This window comes from Tritonibacter horizontis (assembly GCF_001518015.1).
In the GTDB taxonomy this organism is placed as follows: Bacteria; Pseudomonadota; Alphaproteobacteria; order Rhodobacterales; family Rhodobacteraceae; genus Epibacterium; species Epibacterium horizontis.
In genome coordinates this window covers 20,625-40,688 of sequence record NZ_LPUY01000020.1, presented here as the reverse complement: position 1 = coordinate 40,688, position 20,064 = coordinate 20,625, and the positions used below count along the sequence as shown (strand labels likewise).

At 58.9% G+C, this 20,064-nt stretch carries 12 protein-coding genes; 6 read left to right on the top strand and 6 right to left on the bottom strand.

Annotation, left to right across the window (positions count from 1 at the left end; translation table 11 throughout):
* The first annotated feature begins 33 nt into the window (after positions 1 to 33).
* The 4 genes from TRIHO_RS03990 to TRIHO_RS03975 are packed head-to-tail and all read left to right on the top strand — an operon-like array spanning position 34 to position 4,379.
* Positions 34 to 849, top strand: coding sequence for an ABC transporter permease (locus tag TRIHO_RS03990; RefSeq protein WP_068240660.1), 816 nt, complete (start codon positions 34 to 36; stop codon positions 847 to 849).
* Positions 846 to 2,459: an ABC transporter ATP-binding protein gene (locus tag TRIHO_RS03985; RefSeq protein ID WP_068240628.1), complete on the top strand. Its 1,614-nt coding sequence runs from the start codon at positions 846 to 848 to the stop codon at positions 2,457 to 2,459. The genes TRIHO_RS03990 and TRIHO_RS03985 overlap by 4 nt, the downstream gene beginning before the upstream one ends.
* Positions 2,456 to 2,929, top strand: a complete 474-nt coding sequence (locus TRIHO_RS03980) for a GNAT family N-acetyltransferase (protein ID WP_068240626.1) — start codon at positions 2,456 to 2,458, stop codon at positions 2,927 to 2,929. Before TRIHO_RS03985 ends, TRIHO_RS03980 begins: the two co-directional genes overlap by 4 nt.
* Positions 2,922 to 4,379 (top strand): aldehyde dehydrogenase family protein, encoded by a 1,458-nt coding sequence (locus TRIHO_RS03975; RefSeq protein WP_068240625.1) that lies wholly within the window; start codon positions 2,922 to 2,924, stop codon positions 4,377 to 4,379. Before TRIHO_RS03980 ends, TRIHO_RS03975 begins: the two co-directional genes overlap by 8 nt.
* Positions 4,380 to 4,406: 27 nt before the next feature.
* On the opposite strand, the gene pncB is transcribed toward TRIHO_RS03975, so the two are convergent.
* From pncB to pncA, 3 genes are all read right to left on the bottom strand, one after another.
* Positions 4,407 to 5,696: a nicotinate phosphoribosyltransferase gene (gene pncB / locus TRIHO_RS03970; RefSeq protein WP_068240624.1), complete on the bottom strand. Its 1,290-nt coding sequence runs from the start codon at positions 5,694 to 5,696 to the stop codon at positions 4,407 to 4,409.
* Positions 5,697 to 5,759: 63 nt separating this feature from the next.
* Positions 5,760 to 8,030: an ATP-binding protein gene (locus TRIHO_RS03965; protein WP_068240622.1), complete on the bottom strand. Its 2,271-nt coding sequence runs from the start codon at positions 8,028 to 8,030 to the stop codon at positions 5,760 to 5,762.
* 89 nt (positions 8,031 to 8,119) lie between these two features.
* A complete protein-coding gene (pncA, locus tag TRIHO_RS03960) occupies positions 8,120 to 8,713 on the bottom strand; it encodes a bifunctional nicotinamidase/pyrazinamidase (RefSeq protein WP_068240620.1) in 594 nt (197 codons plus the stop codon).
* A gap of 226 nt (positions 8,714 to 8,939) precedes the next feature.
* On the opposite strand from pncA, the gene trhO reads away from it, so the two are divergent.
* Entirely contained in the window at positions 8,940 to 9,833 is an 894-nt protein-coding gene (gene trhO, locus TRIHO_RS03955) for an oxygen-dependent tRNA uridine(34) hydroxylase TrhO (protein WP_068240618.1), read from the top strand.
* 137 nt (positions 9,834 to 9,970) lie between these two features.
* Here trhO and TRIHO_RS03950 read toward each other — a convergent pair whose 3' ends face one another.
* Positions 9,971 to 10,468 (bottom strand): lactoylglutathione lyase family protein, encoded by a 498-nt coding sequence (locus TRIHO_RS03950; RefSeq protein WP_068240659.1) that lies wholly within the window; start codon positions 10,466 to 10,468, stop codon positions 9,971 to 9,973.
* 101 nt (positions 10,469 to 10,569) lie between these two features.
* Between TRIHO_RS03950 and TRIHO_RS03945 the strand changes: the two genes are divergently transcribed.
* Complete coding sequence (locus tag TRIHO_RS03945; protein ID WP_068240657.1) at positions 10,570 to 11,457, top strand: LysR family transcriptional regulator; 888 nt, start codon at positions 10,570 to 10,572, stop codon at positions 11,455 to 11,457.
* Positions 11,458 to 11,835: 378 nt separating this feature from the next.
* On the opposite strand, the gene TRIHO_RS03940 is transcribed toward TRIHO_RS03945, so the two are convergent.
* Both TRIHO_RS03940 and TRIHO_RS03935 read right to left on the bottom strand, forming a co-directional pair.
* Complete coding sequence (locus TRIHO_RS03940) at positions 11,836 to 13,353, bottom strand: Fic family protein (RefSeq protein ID WP_068240616.1); 1,518 nt, start codon at positions 13,351 to 13,353, stop codon at positions 11,836 to 11,838.
* 598 nt (positions 13,354 to 13,951) lie between these two features.
* Entirely contained in the window at positions 13,952 to 19,897 is a 5,946-nt protein-coding gene (locus tag TRIHO_RS03935; protein ID WP_232367708.1) for a DUF3320 domain-containing protein, read from the bottom strand.
* Between the last annotated feature and the right edge of the window lie 167 nt (positions 19,898 to 20,064).

Genomic DNA, 20,064 nt, shown 5'->3' with positions numbered 1-20,064 from the left:
ACGGATATCCCCCCGAACCAAAAGGCGCGCGCCATGAGCCGCAGCCTGATTCTGGGCGGCATGCTCGCCGGAATAATGCTGATCCTGGCGCTGGTCTCCTTCGTCTGGACGCCATTCGACCACGCGGTGATGAATATCCCCGACAAGATGCAGCCGCCGAATGCGGTGCATTGGCTTGGCACCGATCACTTTGGCCGCGATATCCTGTCCATGGTGATGGTCGGCGCGCGCACCTCGCTTGCCGTGGCCTGTCTGTCTGTCGGCATCGGCATGAGCCTCGGCGTGCCGCTCGGCCTTGCCGCTGCGGCGATGCGCGGATCGTGGCTGGACGAGATGATCATGCGCGGAAACGACCTTGTCTTTGCCTTCCCCTCGCTTGTCATCGCAATCCTGATCACGGCGGTTTTCGGGCCCAGCGCGGCCAATGCCATCATTGCAATCGGCATCTTCAACATTCCCGTCTTTGCCCGCGTCGCACGCGGCGGCAGCCTCAGCCTCTGGGCGCGCGAGTTCATCCTGGCCGCCCGTGTCGCCGGTAAAAGCCGGGCCCGCATCTCGGTCGAACACATTCTGCCGAACATATCGAACTTGTTGATTGTTCAGGGAACAATTCAATTTTCGCTTGGCATCCTGGCCGAGGCGAGCCTGTCCTACATCGGGCTTGGCGCCCAGCCGCCGACCCCCAGCTGGGGGCGCATGCTCGCCGAGGCCCAGACCATGGTCAGCCTCGCCCCGCATCTGGCCATCGTGCCGGGTCTGGCCATCATACTGACCGTGGTTGGGCTCAACCTGCTCGGTGACGGGTTGCGGGACCGGTTCGATCCCCGATTGCTGGAAGGGCGCGCATGAGCCTCCTCGACATATCCGGCCTCAGCCTCTCCATCGGAGCCTTGCCGATCTTGCGGGACGTAACGCTGTCGATTGCGGCAGGCGAGATCCTTGCCGTCACCGGCGAAAGCGGCTCTGGCAAATCAATGACCGCGCTTGCCGTGATGCGGCTGTTGCCGCAGGTGGCCAAAACCCGCGGCGCGATCTATCTCGAAGAGACCGAGCTGTGCGCCCTGTCCGAAGACGACATGTGCCGCCGCCGGGGCCGCGACATCGGCATGGTGTTTCAGGAACCCATGACGGCGCTTAATCCGGTGATGACCATCGGCGCCCAGGTCATGGAAACGATCCAGATCCACACCGACATGACCCGCGCCGAAGCTGAAGTCGAGGCCGCCCGGGTGTTGACCCGGGTCGGGTTGCCGCCAGACCGCTTCGCTCTGGACCGCTATCCGCACGAGCTGTCAGGCGGCCAGCGGCAACGTGTGGTGATCGCAATGGCCATTGCGCTGCGCCCGAAACTGCTGATCGCCGATGAACCGACCACCGCCCTTGATGTGACAACGCAGGCGCAGATTCTCGACCTGCTGCGCGATCTGGTCCGCGAAACCGGCATGGGCCTGATGATCATCACCCATGACCTTGCCGTGGTTGCCGGCCTCGCGGACCGCATCGTGGTCATGCGAAACGGCGAAGTGGTGGAGCGCGGCCCGACCATGAGCGTCCTCACCCACCAGCGCCATCCCTATACAAGGATGCTGTTTCAGGCCTCCCGGCACAGGGTGACATTGCCAGCCGCGCGTCAGGCACGGTCTCCCCTGCTTGAGGTCCGGCATGCGGTGCGCGACTACCCCACTGCGCGCCCTCACCTCTTTGCGAAACACGGTCGGTTTCGGGCCGTCAACGATGTCAGTTTCACGCTGCATCGCGGCGAGCGGCTTGGCCTTGTGGGCGAGTCAGGCTGTGGGAAATCCACCCTGACCCGGGCCATATTGGGGCTCGAGGGTCTGCAAGGCGGAGAGCTGCTCCTGAACGGTCAGCCGCTGTCGCAAAAGCGCAGCCCCGCCGAGCGGCAAGCGATGCAGGTGGTGTTTCAGGATCCCTTTGGCAGCTTCAATCCCCGCCATCGGGTCGAGAGGCTGATCACCGAACCTTTTCACAGCGCAGCTGACGCCCCCACCGGCCGCAACCGGGAGGATATGGTGGCCCAGGTGCTCAGCGATGTCGGCCTGCGACCGGAAGATGCGCAGAAATACCCACATCAGTTCTCTGGCGGCCAGCGCCAGCGTATTGCCATCGCGCGCGCCCTGATCACCCGACCGGAGTTGATCCTCTTTGACGAGGCCGTCTCGGCGCTGGACGTTTCGGTGCGCGCCCGCATTCTGGACCTGATCGCCGATCTGTGCCGCGCCTATGGGCTGACCTACCTTTTCATCAGTCACGACCTGAGTGTGGTGCGCGAGATCTGTGACCGGGTTCTGGTGATGCAAAACGGCGAAATCGTCGAGGACGGCCCGGTGGCGCAGGTGTTCGCCGCGCCACAGCATTCCTATACGCGGCGCCTACTTGCGGCCGCACCGGTGCTCCCCGACATGACTGCAGAGGATGACACCGCCGGAGCCCCGGCATGACTGTATCGCTCTCGCTGATCCTGCCGCGAGAGCGCGGTCGCCTGGCCACCCTCCTTGCGCCCTATTTCGCCGAGGTCGCCCCCGAAGCCCGCCTTGATCCACAACGGCGGGCGGGACAGATGCTGAACCGGCGAGATGTGACCGCCTTCTGGGTCCACGACTGCAGCCGCCGCATCGGATTTGCCATCGTCCTGAACCTGCCCGATGACCGACGGGAACTGTCCGAACTGATGATTCTGCCACGGTTTCGGCGCAACGGTCTGGGCAGGGCCGCCGCAGCCCTGATCCTCAGCGAATTCCCAGGCTTCTGGCGCATGGGGGTCTCTCGTCACTCGCCAACTGCCGATGCATTCTGGCACACTTGCCTAACCCAGTTTCCCAATGTCCGCGCCCTGCGCACGGGCGCGCCTTTCACCGACCAGCAGGTCAAGAGTTTCACGTTCGAGATCGAAGGACCGTATCATGGCTGACACCTCTCCTCTCTGGTTCGATCCCAGCCTTTGCCTGATCGGGGGGGCCTGGCGTCCCGCCGCGGGCGGCACGACGATTTCGCTGACAAACCCTTCGGACGGCAGTGAAATCTGCCAGATCGCGCGTGGCGGTGCCGCCGACATAGACGCCGCCGTTGGCGCGGCACAATCGGCACAGGATGGCGCCTGGGGCGCGATGAGCGCAACCGAACGGGGCCGTATTCTCAGCCGTCTGGCGCAGGTCATCGCCGACAATGTCGCCACCCTTGCCGCACTTGAGGTGATGGATGTTGGCAAGCCACTGACCCAGGCGCGCGCCGACGCGGTGGCGCTGGCGCGGTATTGCGAATTTTATGGGGGCGCTGCGGACAAAGTGATGGGGGAAACCATCCCCTACATGAATGGCTATACGGTCTACACCCTGCGCGAACCTCTTGGCGTTACCGGCCACATCGTGCCCTGGAACTATCCGATGCAGATCATTGGCCGCTCTGTCGGGGCGGCGCTGGCGATGGGAAATTCCTGCGTCCTGAAACCCGCAGAAGAGGCCTGCCTCACCGCGCTTGCCTTTGCTCATCTGGCCGAAGAGGCGGGGCTGCCCGCCGGTGCGCTGAATGTGGTGCCCGGGCTTGGTGCAGAGGCCGGAGCCGCCCTGTCCGGTCACGCCGGTGTGCAGCATCTTTCCTTCACCGGGTCTGTCGCGACGGGAGCCTTGGTTCAGGCCGCTGCAGCGCGAAACGTGGTGCCGGTGACGCTGGAGCTGGGCGGCAAATCTCCTCAGATTGTCTTTGCCGATGCGGATCTCGATGCGGCGCTGCCGTTCCTTGTCAATGCAGGCATCCAGAACGCAGGCCAGACCTGTTCCGCGGCCTCTCGTATTCTTGTCGAACGTCCCATCTACGAACAGGTCAAGGCGCGGATGGGCGATGCCTATGCCGAGCTGACCGTCGGTCCCGCCGCCGAGGATCTGCGCCTTGGTCCGTTGATTTCGGCCCGTCAGAAAGAAATCGTCACCGGCTTTCTTGCGATGGGGACGGACCTGACCATTGCCGGTCAGGGTCAGATCGTCCCCCACGCACCGGCAAGCGGCGCCTATGTGCGCCCCACCCTGTTCGCCGACGTGCCGCCCGATCATCCGCTGGCGCAGCAGGAGATCTTTGGCCCGGTTCAGGTCTTGATCCCCTTTGACGCCGAAGACGACGCGATCCGGATCGCCAACGGAACCGACTACGGACTTGTTGCGGCGGTTTGGACCCGCGACGGTGCACGTCAATTCCGGCTCGCCAGGCGGTTGAAGGCCGGTCAGGTTTTCCTCAACACCTATGGTGCTGGCGGCGGCGTCGAATTGCCCTTTGGCGGCGTCGGAAAATCCGGCCACGGTCGCGAGAAGGGGTTCGAGGCCCTTTACGGCTTCTCACAACTCAAAACCGTGGCGGCGCAGCACGGCTGACCAAGCGCGGGGCGGGGCCTGATCGCCTCAGACAATCACCTCGATGCTTTGCTGTGTGCCGACGCCAAAGACGCGCTTGTAGCGGGCGATCTCCTCCGCCGGTCCCATTGCCTTTTCTGGGTTGTCCGACAGTTTCACCGTCGGCCGTCCGTTGGCCGATACCGCCTTGCACACCAGCGAAAACGGCGCAAGCCCGTCACCGGGAACCAAGCCGCGGAAATCATTGGTCAAAAGCGTGCCCCAGCCAAAGGAAACCGTGACCCGGTCGGAAAACTGCCTGTGCAATTCTGCGATCTTGTCCACGTCGAGCCCGTCTGAAAAGATCACCCGTTTGCTGCGTGGGTCTTCGCCCCGATCCTGCCACCAGCGGATCGCCGTTTCTGCGGCTGTCGCCGGGTCCCCGCTGTCGACCCGAATACCGGTCCAGCCTGCCAGCCAGTCGGGCGCGTGGTCCAGGAACCCCTTGCTGCCATAGGTGTCGGGCAGGATGATCCGCAGGTTGCCTTCGTGCTCCTCGTGCCAATCCGACAGCACCTCGTATGGGGCCTGGGCCAGCGCCGCATCATCCTGGGCCAGGGCGGAGTAGACCATTGGCAGTTCGTGCGCATTGGTGCCAATCGCCTCCACCTCGCGCCGCATCGCGATAAGACAGTTGGAGGTTCCGGTAAACGACCGTCCCAGCCCTTCCATCATCGCCTGCACACACCAGTCCTGCCACAGGAAACTGTGCCGCCGCCGGGTGCCGAAATCGGCGATGGACAGTCCCTTGACGTGGCGCAGACGTTCTATTTTCTCCCAGACCTTGGTCATCGCGCGGGCATAGAGCACCTGCAGTTCAAACCGCCCCATGTCGTTCAGAACCGCCCGCGACCGCAGCTCCATCAGCACCGCCAATGCCGGGATTTCCCACAGCATGACCTCGTGCCAGGCCCCCTCAAATGTCAGCTCGTATTGATCGCCACGCCGCTCCAGATGATAGGGGGGCAACCGGAGCCCCTCGAACCACTCCATGAAATCCGGGCGGAACATCTGGCGTTTGCCGTAAAACGTGTTGCCCCGCAACCAGGTGCTTTCCCCCCGGCTGAGCGACAGCGAACGAATATGGTCCAACTGCTCGCGCAGCTCGCCTTCGTCGATCAGCCGGGCCAATGGCACCTTGTCAGAGCGGTTGATCAGCGAAAAGGTAACCTGCGTGTCCGGCTTGTTGCGAAACACCGACTGGCACATCAGCAGCTTGTAAAAATCCGTATCGATCAGCGACCGGACAATCGGATCAATCTTCCACTTGTGGTTATAGACGCGGGTTGCAATGTCCAAGGGTCGACCTTTCGCGGTTGTTCACCGATTGATAGGACAGGGTCGCCCCCTTCGGCAAGCGGTTCAGCTGTCTTCAGGTTCCCGCGCGGTTTCGGCAAATTCGACCAGCAGCGTCAACAATTCGCGGCGCGACAGGGGCTTACTGAGAAAGGCGTCCATACCTGCATCCAGGCAGGCCTGCCGGCTGACATCATCGACATTGGCGGTCAGCGCCGCGATAAAGGGTTGCGCGATAGGCAGCCGCCTGATCGCCCGTGTCGCCTCCAGCCCGTTCACCTCCGGCATCGACATATCCATGAAGATCACCTGGGGTTTGTGCACGCTGGCCAGCACTTCCGCCTCCGCGCCATCGGTGGCAAAGCGCAGATCGACCGGTGCATCGGCAAGAAATTTGCTGATCAGCAGCCGGTTCACGCGGTTGTCTTCAGCCACCAGCAACCGCAGCCCGGTCAAGCTGGACAGATCCATCGGCGCCTGATTGTCTTCGACCTCTCCGACGACGCGCGGCGCTGAACTCGCGAGCCCGAGATCAATGTTGAGAGTGAAACAGGACCCTTCGCCCAGTTTGGAGGTGACAGTGATGTCGCCCCCCATCGCCTGCGCCAGCCCGCGTGAGATCGACAGCCCCAGCCCCGTGCCGCCATAGCGTCGCGAGATGGCATTGTCAGCCTGCGAAAACCGCTCGAAAATATAATCGAGCTTGTCGGTGGGGATACCGATCCCTGTGTCCTCCACCGCAATAGAGAGGGCAAGAGTCCGGTCACGGATCTGCCCGGAGACGCGAATGACAACGCCGCCATCGCTGGTGAATTTCAGGGCATTGCCGACCAGGTTGATCAGGATCTGGCGCAGCCTGCGATCATCCCCCGTGACCCAGACCGGCATGGCGGGGTCAATTTCGATCGACAGGGACAGATCCTTTTCCTCAGCCTGACCGCTCAACAACAGCGCCGTGTCCTGGACACAGGCATGCAAATCGAACTCCACCTTGAACAGCGACACTCCGGCGGCTGTCATCCGCGACAGATCCAGCACATCGTTGATCAGCGACAACAGCGCCCGCGAGGAGGACAGGATCGTATCGGAATACAGCCGTTGCTCCTTGGTCAGGTCGGTGGCCTGCAGCATCTGTGCCATGCCGATAACACCGTTCATCGGGGTGCGGAATTCATGGCTCATGGTCGCCAGGAATTCTTCCTTGATGCGGGCGCCCTCTTCGGCGGCAAGCCGCGCCTCTTCCAATTGCTTTTCATAGGTTTTGGCGGCGGTAACATCGCGTTCGACCGCAATAAAAAGCTCCACCTCGCCCTTGTCGTCAAAGACCGGAACCTGGTTGGTCTCGATCCAGATTTCCGCGCCATCCTTGCGCTTGTTGATCAATTCCCGGCGAAAGGATTTTCCCTCGGCGCGGCCACGTTCGATATCTCGCAGCACCTCGGGGTCAGTGCGGTCGCAATTCAGCAAGTTGCCGGGATTGGCCCCGACCAATTCGTCAAAGGAAAAGCCGGTCATGCGCACAAACCCGTCGTTGACCCAGACGATGGTGCCATCACAGTCGATCAGCATAACCCCGTCGTTGGCGTTCTCGGCAATCATTGCCAGTCGGCGGGCTTCTTGTTTCTGATCGAACAGGCGCAGATAGGCATCTTCCAGCGCCTGCCGCTGGAGCGCCTGTGATCGCATCGCCCGACGCGCGTGTTGGTGACGTTTCTGGACAAAGATCAGAAACCAGAACTGCATCATGAAAAAGGCCAACAGCCCGGCGAACAGCAGCTCTCCATCCGGGCTTTGAAGAGCGCCTGACAACAGGATCTGCGTGGCAAGCCCCAGTGGCATGGCGGCATAGATCACCAAACGCACAATGCCGGAGGCCGCGTTGTACCGATAGTCAAGCGAGGCCATCAGACTGGGCCCCAGTATTACACAGACGACAAAGAACAGCTCGGCGACCCCGGCATGATCAATGGTGTGCGTATGGCTATCCAGCGTCGGTATCAGGGCAAAAGCGCAAACAACCAGGGCATGCAGCATCGACAGCAATGTCGTGGAAACCCGCGCCTGGCCGAGCGACATGCCAGCATCCATCCGGTGCGACAGGCTGCGCAGGTACCAGCTTTCTGTGACATCGCAGAGGACAAAGACAACAAACACGATGCCGGGCCAGAGCGGGCCGACAATCACCCCGAGCAGCAAACAGGCGCAAAAACCGACGCTGAGGCGTGTATTCAGGAAACGACTGCGGTCCAACGCATAGCGCAGCATCAACCCTTTGGGGCTGAACTGTGCACTGTGCAACGTCAGTGGCCCGTCAATTTTCCGGTTTGATTGCTCCATTTCCCGCTAACCCGGTTGCGTCCGACCAACGATACCGGACCTTGCCGTCTTTCCTACAAGTCCGAGATTAACAAATCTACCTTCCCGGATTACGTAATAATTACGCCTTTTTGACGCATATTCTCAATTTGCGTCGCCAAAGACCCATCCAGATCAATTGCACGGCACGCATTTTGCGGAAGGTTCACGCTAAAGCCCAATCGCCGGGCATCCATGGCGGAAAAGGCGACACAGAAATCCAGCGCAAGCCCCACCAGCGTCAGCTCTGAAATGCCGCGCGTGCGCAGATACCCCTCCAGCCCGGTCGGCGTGGTCTGGTCGTTCTCGAAAAATGCCGAATAGCTGTCGACCTGCGGCCGGAACCCCTTGCGGATAATCAAATCCCCATCGGTGCGCAGGTCCGGGTGGAACGCGCTGCCCGCACTGCCCTGAACGCAGTGATCCGGCCACAGAACCTGCTGGCCATAGGGCATTTCTGTCGTGTCAAATGGGCCGCGTCCGGGGTGCGCGCTGGCAAAAGACGAATGCCCTGCCGGATGCCAGTCCTGGGTCAGGATCACGGTTTCAAAACCCGCCATCATCGCATTGATCGGCGCGACGACCTGGTCGCCGTCCGGCACAGCCAGCGCTCCGCCCGGACAAAAATCATTCTGGACATCAATTACAATCAACGCTTTGGTCATCGGAAAACCCTCTGGTTGTTTTGGCGCCCCAACAGGACCCTCTCACGGCCGGATGTGCAATGGTTTTCAACCTCCGTCGATGCAGATGGATACAGGCACTGCCTGCCAGCCGCTGCCAATTTTGCTTTGCCGTGGCTCAGCCGGGCGCAATTGACCCAATTGGCGCTGTTTCACCTTCCGTTTTCCCATCTTGCAAAGGCCTGCGCTTCGTTTTACTGGCCGGGGCATGTACACCATTGCCGCGCTCTATAAGTTCACCCGGTTTGCCGACCCCGCCGCCCTGCAGGCAGCGTTGCAGGATCTGTGCGAGGAACAGCACGTGCAAGGCTCCCTGCTGCTGGCCCATGAGGGCATCAATGGCACCATCGCCGGACCGCGCAGCGGGATCGACACGGTCCTGGCGCATATCCGGTCGCTGCGGGGCTGCGCCGATCTGGAATGGAAAGAAGCCACCAGTGACCATGCACCCTTTGGCAAGATGAAGGTGCGCCTGAAAAAGGAGATCGTCACCATGGGGCAACCCGATGTCGATCCGCGCGCCACTGTCGGCAACTATGTCGAACCAGAAGACTGGAACGATCTGATCCGCTCTGACGATGTGGTCGTGATCGACACCCGCAACGACTACGAAGTCGCCATCGGCACCTTCGAAGGCGCGGTTGATCCCAAGACCGAGAGCTTTCGCGATTTTCCGGCCTGGTGGGCACAGAACAAGGATCGGTTCCACAACAAGCGGGTCGCGATGTTCTGCACCGGCGGCATAAGGTGCGAAAAGTCGACAAACTACCTGCTGTCGCAAGGGGTCGAGGATGTCTATCACCTGAAAGGCGGCATTCTGCGCTACCTGGAAGAAATGCCGCCGGAACAGAGCACCTGGCAAGGCGACTGTTTTGTCTTCGACAACCGGGTCTCTGTGGGGCACGGGCTGAAGGAAGGGCCGCACAGCCTGTGTCATGGCTGCCGCCGCCCGATCCTGCCCTCAGATCAGGACCGCCCCGAATATGAGGCCGGCGTCTCCTGTCACCAATGCATCAATGAAACGTCGGAAAGCGATAAAAACCGGTTTCGCGAGCGGCAGAAACAGATCCACCTTGCCAAGGAACGCAGCGCCCACAGTTGAGCGCCGCCGTGGGAATTTACCAACCGTTTTGAAGCTGCGCCTCAAAGGGTGCGGACCCGCGCAGGGGCGGCGCCACTGCTGTCGGGCCTTGGCACAAGTCACCACGCCAGCCTGACCGCCGCAGCAGCACCCCTGTCTTACGCATAAGCGCCGGCAGAATAGGTCAGCTCATAGCTGTGGCTATAAAGTTCGAAGATATTGCCAAAGGGATCCTCGACATAGACCATGCGGTAAGGCTTTTCTCCGGGGAAGTATTCACGCACTGGCATCCGCTGTTTGCCGCCAGCGGCGACGATGCGGGCCAGCAGCTCTTCCAGATTTGGGTCCTGAATCGCAAAATGGAACGTCCCGTGACGACGGAACGCAAAGTTGTCGTCCGGGGCATGGTTGCCTGCGAATTCAAAAAGCTCGATCCCGATGCCGTCCGCCGTGGACAGATGCGCGATCCGCAGGCGGCTCCAACCCGGACCAAAGACATCTGTACACATCAGACCAATCGCACTGTCGTCCTCGACGACCTCGCTCGGTTGCATGAGCACGTAGAACCCCATGACTTCGGAATAAAACGTCAGTGCAGCGTCAAGGTCCGGAACCGAAAGGCCGATATGGGAAAAACTGCGGGGTGTTTGGGTCATCTCATTCTCCTGCGATGTGAAGTTGAAAGAGATATAGACACGCGCCATTCGCATGTGAAATTATCACATTTAATGAATATCAAAACATGGCGTTATAAATGATGCTCAATGCCACCTGGATCGAAACCTTCACTGTTCTCGCAGAAGAAGGGCATTTCACCCGCGCCGCAGAACGGCTGAACATGACGCAGCCGGGCGTGTCGCAACAGTTGCGCAAACTCGAACGGCAACTCGGGCAAAAGCTGATCGCGCAGGATGGAAAGAGCTTCACCCTGACCGATGCAGGAGAAACGGTCCGCGATCTGGGTCTGTCACGGCGCGCGGAGGAAAAAACGCTGCGGGACGAGATCACGCGAGAGGATCCGAACGTTGGAGAGCTTCGGATCGCTTGCTCGGGTAGTTTCGCCCTGCTGTTGTACCCTCGCGCCATAGATCTGATGCGCGATGCGCCCAAGCTCGCGATCCATGTCGAAGCCGCGCCACAGGACCGCGTTCTTGAAGGCGTCTTGGACGGGCGCTTTGATCTTGGCGTGGTCAGCGAAGAGCCACGTCATCCCCGCATCGACGCACAGCATATCGGGCAAGAGGAACTGTGCCTCGTGCTCCCAAAGGGAAGAGGCCAGACTGTGGGGTTCGACGATCTTGAAAATCTGGGCCTTGTCGCGCACCCGGATGTCTATCGCTATGCGAATGAGCTGTTTTCGCTGAATTTCCCAATGGCGTTCACCGGTTCCGACAGGCTGAGGCTGCGCACTTACGTGAACCAGATCGGCCAGATACCGGGCCCCGTCGCCGAAGGTCTGGGCTACACGTTATTGCCACGCAGCGGTCTTGCGACATTTCCCTTTGCAGATCGCGTGGAGGTCGCGCGCCTGCCCCTCCCCCGGTATCAGCAGCTCTGGTCCATTTCCCGACGAAACCTGACGCCCAGTGCGCGGTTAAAACGGATCAAGGCCTTCGTCAAAGAACTCGCCACCACTCTGGATTGAGTTTGATCTGCCCTTGGCCTGCAAGGATCCAAGATTGGGCAAAGAAATTGGCGCCGCACAAAATTTTGTGCGACGCCCCGTGATTCCTGTGTCGTGAGACAAGGTGTAGGGAAGCGCGTATCTTTGCGCGTCGATCACCATATATCAATGACTTAGCCATGACATTGAGCACATATCTTTGCGCCGTTTGAGCGCATAACTTTGCGCGCATATCCGGTGCTAATGTAGGTGCTGGCCTTGGGATAAGGCGGCATCGAGGCCCAGCCCCTGACGGTAAATGTTGATGGCGTCGTCCCTCTTTGGGTGACCATTCCGTGCTGTGGAGTAAGGCTCGAAGCGTGTTGGCGCGCCGATACGCTTCGAGACATAGCCTTTCTGTCAGGGCTTGTTGCCAAGATGCTCACTTATCAGCTTCGCGAAGGGAGCGATATCGCCTCCAAAACTCGCAGCGTCGAGAGCCTGCATATAGCGCCTCCGCTGATCGAGCCGGATCACAGCCCATGGATAGCCCGAACTCGCGAGCACCGCGTTCATCACGAAACGAGCGAGGCGCCCGTTTCCGTCGGGATAAGGGTGGATGTAGCCCAAAAGCCAGTGACCAAGCACCGCGCGCACTCCGGAATGCTCCTCCTCGTCAAGGAGGTCGAAGTAGGTCTCCATCGCATCCATAAGCTTTTCGCACGCCGGGGGCACATGATTGGCTGTGCGAATAAATACCGGGTGATTGCGATATCCGATCAGTTGGCCTCGCGTCAGGATGCCTGCGTCGATCGACGGCTCGAAGAGATCCTGATACCAATCGCTTAGATTGTCGCGCACCGAGACCGGCTCACCTCGCTCGATGGATGTTTTCACCACCTCGCGGGCAGACTGGAAAACATTCCAGTAGCCCTTTGCGGCCATTGCATCACGAGAGGTGGCGTCCGACATGTCGGCCTCCGGGTCCCAGCTACCGCTGCGAATCTTCTCGATCAGCTCTTCGGAGACCCGATAACCTTCGATCGAGAGCGAGTTCCAGGCATCATGGGTGTAGACATCGTCGATCCGCCCAAGCACCTCGTCGACTTCCACAGGCCCTCCCGGGGCCGGTAGCAGGTCAATGATCGCTTGTCGGTCCCTCTGCCATATCGCTCGCAACATGTTAGAGATCGGGGCCGCACCAGCAACAACAGCAATGCCTTCCCCCGTAAAGGGGTTTTCATTCCTCAGATCCATATCTGCGCGGCGCATGCCATCGGCCAGGCGCTTGGCGTGATCGTCCATCCCCAAGTGCTTGAACGCGCCAACCAGGCGGTTACCCGGGCGCCTGTGCGCCCCGCCCACCACCGCGCGCAACAGGACATCGACATTTCGGTAGCTGCCCATCAGTGCTGCCACCGACATAGCCTGCGTATGATAGCAATTCTCTGCCATATGGATCAGCGTGGCCTCCGGAGTGTAGACCCTCAGCCCATTCGGCATCTGCATCCTCCGTCCCTGCTCAGGAAGCTCCCTGACCCTCAGATCGAAGAGCGAGCGCTTGCCTGGGAGTTCGACAGCATTGTTGCCTCCCTTGGGGGCATGCACCATCACCTGGGTAACCGGCACCTGAGATCCAGTATGCAGGCTAAGGCAAATCTCAGGACTGAGAACCCAGTCGCTACCGAAACGATGCTCGCAGTATCTCTGGATAAATGACCAGTAGCTCATCGTCCACGGCGTCGTGTCACCAGGACGCGAACTGGGGTCCGACAGATGATACCAGCCCTTCATGATGGGCTGAAGATAGCCCGCCTTCCTTAGCGCCTTGATCCTCACCGGGTCGATCTCGCCGCTGCGAACAACAAGATGTCCTTGCTTCTGCAAGGTGTGCAGGGCTTCCATCGCGCCGGCCAAGATCTCCCGTTTGTCTACCATAACCGTCCCGATTCATCACATGCGTCCAATTTCAAGTATATAGCCTTGTCCGTTATCAAGTAAACATCATAGTCCAATTTCAAGTAAATGATGTTGTCCAAGCTCAAGTAAATGTCGAGGATACTCGCAGCGATCCGCTCGGAGCCCTCTCGAAGATATTTTCGAGACTTAGCACACTTGCGTTCCCCCTCAGAGTTTCCACAAGAACCTTGTTTCAAAAGCAATGCTGGCCCTTCCGGGGGCAAATGGAAGCACTCATATCAACATTTTCCGTAAGGGGCTGGGCATCGAGGCCGAGCTTTGTGCCTCCTTTTTGTCGGTATAGCGACGGTATTTTACCCACTATACTGGTATATCGGGCGAAATACTGAAGATATCGCCTATGCATGCCATCAGGTTGTATTTCAAGAAACTATGCTTGGCGGTCGTTGGACGCGTAGTTTCAGTTACAGACAAATCCGAATAATTGTCTGTAACTGCACCAGAGCGTCGATCATGTTAAGAGCCAAAAGGGGCAGTAGGACGCGACGCTATCACTCATGCGTCCGGCACAACCTTAAAATTGGTTGTATCTCTTGAATGCCTTCGCTCCGGAGAACTACGGGTCGCGATCCTGATTTTCCTGTGGAGCGTCTGCGACTGGCTCCGAAGTAGATTCTTTCCGCCATTCGAGACAGGCTTCGAGATAACTTCGGCTGTCGGCTGTCAAACGCTGCAAGCCTACCAGACGCGATAGATCGCGAGCGGGGTCGTCGCTTCGTTCGAGCGCCGGTGCATTAGCGTCATAGAGCCAGGCAATTTCTGCGCGCGAGATGTCGCGGATGCTGCGATCCAGGTCAGTCTGAAACGGTACACGGTTTGAGTGACTGCCCTTCCTCCATGCAAAATCGACGCCGTCCGCATTGTGGACATCGATGCGCGCCAAGGCCGCGCGCACCTGTTCAACGATACGTCGCCCAGTACGTTGCCATCCATGTTTTTGAGCGACACGCCGGGAAAGGAGTGTCACTGGAAGTGGTCCTTCGTTCTCGACGATATCCTCTATCAGACGTTCAAGGCGCGGGATGTAGGCCGCATCGTAGAATTGCTCCGGATCTGGAGGCAGATCTCCGAATACCTCCGTAGCGCCCGCTTCTATTAAATCATGTTCCGGACGTTTAACGCCTGCAACAAGAGGTTCTTCGCGAGGTTCGAGTAGATCCATAGTTGGATCAGGCACTTGCTCCAGTTTCACCGGAGCTGTCACCATTTCAGTTGCATTACTTTGTTCGACAGGTTCGATTTCGTCGGTCGGCAATTCCTCTTCAAATGAAGTAGCTCGGGTGGCATCTTCTTCCGCGCGCCTTGCCCGGTCGTCCTCCAGATGGTTCGTCAGCGCGTCATGGATACGCTCCACGACGGCCTTTGGGTTCTTGAACCAATCAGTCGACCAGATGCGCAAAATCGTCCAGCCGAGGTTTTCCAGAACAGCTTGTCGTACTTTATCCCGGTCTCTCGCCGTGGCAGAGCCGTGATAGGTCGCCCCGTCGCATTCGATCCCTGCAAGGTACACGCCCGCATGATCCGGATGCACGACACCCAAGTCGATACGGAAGCCGGAGACACCAATTTGTGGCCGTAGTTCCCAACCCTTCGCCTCAATGGCCACTTTGATGGCCGCCTCAAAGACGTTCTCCACAGGGCCGAGGGAGCCATCGTCTTGCGAAGGAAGTGCAACTGGCCCACGCGCCGCGAAGTCCAGGAAACCCTTGAGGTGCTTTACGCCAAGCGCCTTTGTGCGGGTCAAGTCGATCTGATCCGCACGAACCGAGGCAAAGATATGCAACTCTTGCCGAGCGCGGGTAATTGCTACGTTCAACCGCTTCTCCCCACCATCGCTATTGAGCGCACCAAACGCCATCGAAAGCTTGCCAGCGTGATCCGGACCGAAGGTGATCGAGAACAGCATGATGTCGCGTTCGTCCCCTTGGATGTTTTCCAGATTTTTAACGATGACGGGTTCTTCGCGTTCGTCTTCAAAGAACCATTCCAGTTCGGGGTTCTTGCGGCGCTCCTCATCCAGCAGGTCGAGGATCAGCCCTTGTTGCTCACCGTTAAAGGTGATGACGCCAAGCGTGAGGCGCTCTACTTCAGGCAGCACGAGCCATTCTGTCAACCGGAGCACAACCATACGGGATATGGCTCGGGCCTCGTCCTCGTTAGTGCGCCCCATGCCACGGGCATAAGTGCCATTTATCTGGTGCAGCTTTACTGCTTGGGATTCCGTGGCTGGTGACGGAAAGGTCACCAGTCTCCCGCCATAGTAATGCCAGTTGGAGAATGCGATTAGTGATTCATCCCTGCTCCTGTAGTGCCAGTCAAGTTGCTGGGTCGGGATACCCGCAGCGGACACCTCGTCAAGAATCGAAGCGAGGTCTTTTTCGCTTTCTGGCAGATCCTCTTCGGGGTCATCGTTGCGACCAAAGAAGTTGGTGGGGGGCAGCTGCTTGGGGTCGCCAACGATAATGGCTTGCCGGCCTCGTGCTATTGCGCCAATCGCGTCCCAGGTTGTGATCTGAGATGCTTCGTCGAAGATTACGACGTCAAAGGCAGCTTGCCCCGCAGGCAGGTATTGCGCGACAGACAACGGCGACATCAACACACATGGTGCGAGTTTGGTGAAGGTATCAGGCATTTCTGAAACCAGGGATCGGATCGGCATACTGGGGCGTTGCAGGCCGAGCTGGTGGCGCAGGGTTCCCAGCTCCGATTTGCGGGCCACGCCATCGCGAGCAGGTAAACCATGGCGGATGCGGTGAAGGACTTGCCCTGCTGCCATCTCAGTAGCACGATCGTCGAGGGCGCGGAACTTGTCGATCGCGTCCTCATGGGACCAGTGGGAAAAGCCCCGCAGCGCTACTTCTGCGTCCATGGCCCGCGGCAGCCACCACTGGGCGTAGGCCGTGGTGAAAGCTTCTTCGACGGCACCAGTCAAAGTTCGGGCTTCAACAGCTTCGACCAGGGAGGTCAATCCTGCCCCGCAAGCTTGATTGCGGACGTTGATCCAACGCGTCCAGTCCTCCAACGCCTCGCGGTTCTCCAACGTTTGATCAAGCAGCTGGGTGAGGTCATCAAAGGAATGCTTTGTAGGGTCGGTGCCTGCTACTTGCTGGAAGGCATCCGCCTGAGCGATCCAATTTTCATGAACCTTACTGAAGCCATCCAGGGCTGTCCGTAGGGCGCCAGTCTCGCGGCGTGCCAGAGTAAGTTTGACCTCAGTCCATTGTGAGTGATCCGAGACCTTTGACGCCAGCGGGTCGGTCACCGCTCTGAATTGCTGCGCCTCACCGATCAACTGGGCCAAACGGGTGGCGTCGGTTACGGCCTTTTCGAAAGCGGGACAGCTGGACAATGCAATGGTCTCGATGTCGCCGTTGATCCGCCGCAAGGCATCGAGACCGGCAATGTCGTTACTCGGATCAGCCTTGCCACCTGTAGCGTAGGTCTGCAGCAGCTTTCGCACTGCGGATTTGGCGAAGGTTGAGAATGGCCAGAACTTGGTTTGGGCACGCCGCCAGTCAGCATCCATCTGGTCGAGCGGCATCGTGCTCAGTCGATCCAAAGGATAACTTGCCGATAGTGCCTCGGACGCGGTGCGATACGCGTCCAACATTGGGGCAAGTCGTTCACTTTCCTGGACCGCATTCGGCAGGTCCGCCTCCAAGCCCCAGCTTACATCGGAACCGTTGGCCGGCCATCCAGAAAGCGCCACCAATTCTTCAAGCCGGTCCTTGGTCAGAGCATCTTCAGTTAACCCATACAAAGCAGTTAAGGCGGTCGCGTGCTCTGCCACCTCACGAGTGGCCTTTCTCAGGTTCTCCGAGCGCGACAAAAGCTCAGTTTGCCAGCCGAAAGACCACTCTTCGGCACCGACCAGTGGCAAAGCTGGGCGGTCCTGGACAATTTGGTGACAGCGCCCGACCGCCTCGGCCAAGGTCCTTAAATGCGCATAGCTCTCGGCATCGTGGGCATCCTTGTTGTCAAAGGACAGCTCAAAAGAAACCTCCGCGTGCGCAGCATGGCCCACCGCTTCATAGACACTGAAGCCCTGCGTACCCTTGCGATGAAGGGCCGCAACGTACTCATTCAACTGAGTGCGTTTGATCGAAAGGTCATCAGTCACTCGAATCCATTCGGCCTCTGACACTTCGCCCTGCCGATCCCAGCTACGCCCCAGTTGATTGAGCACAGACTTTCGGTCTGCCTTGTTGGAATGGAGTTCCAAGACCGCGTCGCCAAGCCCATGCGCCGATAAGCGACGATGTACGACGTCCAGCGCCGCGGACTTCTCGGCAACGAAAAGAACGGTCTTTCCAACTGCGAGACACTGCGAAATGATGTTAGCGATAGTCTGGCTTTTGCCGGTTCCTGGAGGGCCGATAAGGACAAAATCATGCCCGTCCTGTGCAGCAAGGACAGCCGACAACTGTGAAGAATCCGCAGGCAACGGCGTGAACATATCTCGTGGTGCGACCCGTCGATCCACATCAGCTGCTGAGGGAAGTGCGGCCGCACCTTCGGCAAGGAATGGCTCGGTTGGATTGTCGACGAGGTGCTGTACCAATGCATTATTGCGCAGGCTATCCGTCCGCTCTACCAGGTCTTTCCACATCAGGAACTTGGCAAAGGAGAAGGTTGACATAGCCAGTTCCACCACCACCTCGAACCCCGCGACGTCGCGCACTTTGCGCCGCATGATTTCGAATATCAGCGGCAGGTCGTAGCCGCTCTCATCACGCGGCAACTCCCCCTCAAGTTCTGGGATATGAAGGTCAAAGTCGCGCTTGAGAAACTCGAGGAGAGTCGCGTTCAGGCGGACATCATCCTCGTGGTGCTCGATGATGAATTCGGATTGGGCAGAGCGACGCGATACCTTCACGGGGATAAGCAATAATGGTGCACGGTAGCTGCGTGTATCGGTGTCAGTCTTTTTCCAACGCAGGAAGCCTGCGGCGAGAAACAGAGTATTGGTGCCGCCTTCCTGCATGTCGCTCTTGGCCTTGCGGAAAAGCCCGAGAAGGCGGTTGTTTGTGTCTTTTCCTGTTAATGGGACAGCCAGTTGTCCTTTGGCAAAGGCGTCGCGCGCGACATCTTCGAGCAGCTTAGGCTCTTCCTTGCTTAGCAGGTCACGCTGTCCGACTGGATCTTCGTCCTTGAGTGCAAGAGCTTTGAATTTCTTTCCTTCGGCCAATTGGTCTTCAAGACTCGAAACGTCCGGACAGACAAAGGGGATAGTTTGCTTGGTATCGCGGAAATTCAGCAAGCGGTTGCGCAGGGACAGATCCAGCAGCTTACGTTGCCAGCGTGAAATGCGATCTTGTGGCGTCTTCGGCTCTTCATCTACGAGATCACCTGGCAGGAAATCAAAGGCCAGCGGCTTTGGCAAGGCTGGGGGCGCAGCTTCGATCAGTTCAGCTTCTGGGTTTGTCTCAATGCTGTGAGAGGCAAGCGGCCTGATGCGCGCGACGCGTGCCCGCCGAACATCAACGGCCAATTGGAAGGTATGCTCATTGCGTTCAGCCGTCAGGTCACGTCCGACGCTGACTGCCTGCTCCAAACCGATAGTTGGTCGCTTTGTTAGAAGTGTCGTCTCCATGGTGATAAACTCGCGGGCGTCAATGGCCTTGCGCACAGTCATGACATCAGGTTCCGTCACCTGACCGAAATCGCGTTCGGTAAGCCAAACACCTGCCCAAGCGTGACCCTCAGAAAATAGAACCACTGAGTTCAACCCAGCCGCTTCGAAGCACGCAGCAAGCAACAAGGAACTGTCCAAGCAGGTTGCAAGCCCTTCTGATTTAACGCGCGCAGGGCTGCGAACCTTCTGACCGCGTGTCTCAAAAGACGCTGGAGGATAGGCATAGGTCAATCCAAGCGCGGTGGTCGCAGACCAGATTGCTCCCGCGAGCATCCACACACGCCCTGGATCTTTCGACTGGTAGCCGTCAATTGCGCCGCTTTTTCCGCCACGCTCCAGCAGCCGACCGGCCTCCTTCAGGATGGCTGCCACCACCGCATCGTTGGGCGAGACATAAGCAGCCAGCAGATGGGCCATATCTCCGATGCCGCCCCATTCGTCCCGAGCCAGCATTTCGATCCGACGGTCTTCGCGAAACAGTCGCGTGTCATCGGCGGATACCGTCAATTTCAATTGGCCAAACTCTGCCTCGTTCAGCCCGGATAGGAGCGCGTCATTTAAGGGCGTTTCGAGATCAGACAGCTTCCGTTCTTCGCCTGGGCCAAGCCGATCCAGCGTCCAGGTTTTCGGCTTGATGACAGAGGGCGTGCTCTCAATCGTAATAGAAAGGTTCTCCAGAGGCGCATCTGTCCCATTGATTAACTTAATCTTGCGAAGAATCGAAACGCCGTTCTGGGCGGAGGAGAAATTGATTTTATCCGCCGTAGAGAAAGTTACCGTGAGGTTCTGATCTTCCTCAGCTGTGGTTATTGGATCAATGATTTCTGACATAATGCAACTCTTGATAAGTATGGCTCGATGCTGCACACGCTGCTCTGCGTGTCAATCTGTAGTGAAGGTGCGCATGCTAATGATTAGATTTGAACTACAGAAATGGTTCGCAGTTCGGAGAGTTTGATAGTGTCCCAGGAGGTGGTGTAATTCTGATGGTAGCGCGGGCTGAACGGAGCCTTGCGTAGCTCAAGCGAAGCCCG

Bases quoted from the DNA above. Each gene is read 5' to 3' on its own strand.
- TRIHO_RS03965 (WP_068240622.1), bottom strand. From the start codon at position 8,030: ATGGAGCAATCAAACCGGAAAATTGACGGGCCACTGACGTTGCACAGT.
- TRIHO_RS03990 (WP_068240660.1), top strand. From the start codon at position 34: ATGAGCCGCAGCCTGATTCTGGGCGGCATGCTCGCCGGAATAATGCTG.
- TRIHO_RS03940 (WP_068240616.1), bottom strand. From the start codon at position 13,353: ATGGTAGACAAACGGGAGATCTTGGCCGGCGCGATGGAAGCCCTGCAC.
- trhO (WP_068240618.1), top strand. From the start codon at position 8,940: ATGTACACCATTGCCGCGCTCTATAAGTTCACCCGGTTTGCCGACCCC.
- TRIHO_RS03945 (WP_068240657.1), top strand. From the start codon at position 10,570: ATGCTCAATGCCACCTGGATCGAAACCTTCACTGTTCTCGCAGAAGAA.
- TRIHO_RS03950 (WP_068240659.1), bottom strand. From the start codon at position 10,468: ATGACCCAAACACCCCGCAGTTTTTCCCATATCGGCCTTTCGGTTCCG.
- TRIHO_RS03975 (WP_068240625.1), top strand. From the start codon at position 2,922: ATGGCTGACACCTCTCCTCTCTGGTTCGATCCCAGCCTTTGCCTGATC.
- pncA (WP_068240620.1), bottom strand. From the start codon at position 8,713: ATGACCAAAGCGTTGATTGTAATTGATGTCCAGAATGATTTTTGTCCG.
- TRIHO_RS03985 (WP_068240628.1), top strand. From the start codon at position 846: ATGAGCCTCCTCGACATATCCGGCCTCAGCCTCTCCATCGGAGCCTTG.
- TRIHO_RS03980 (WP_068240626.1), top strand. From the start codon at position 2,456: ATGACTGTATCGCTCTCGCTGATCCTGCCGCGAGAGCGCGGTCGCCTG.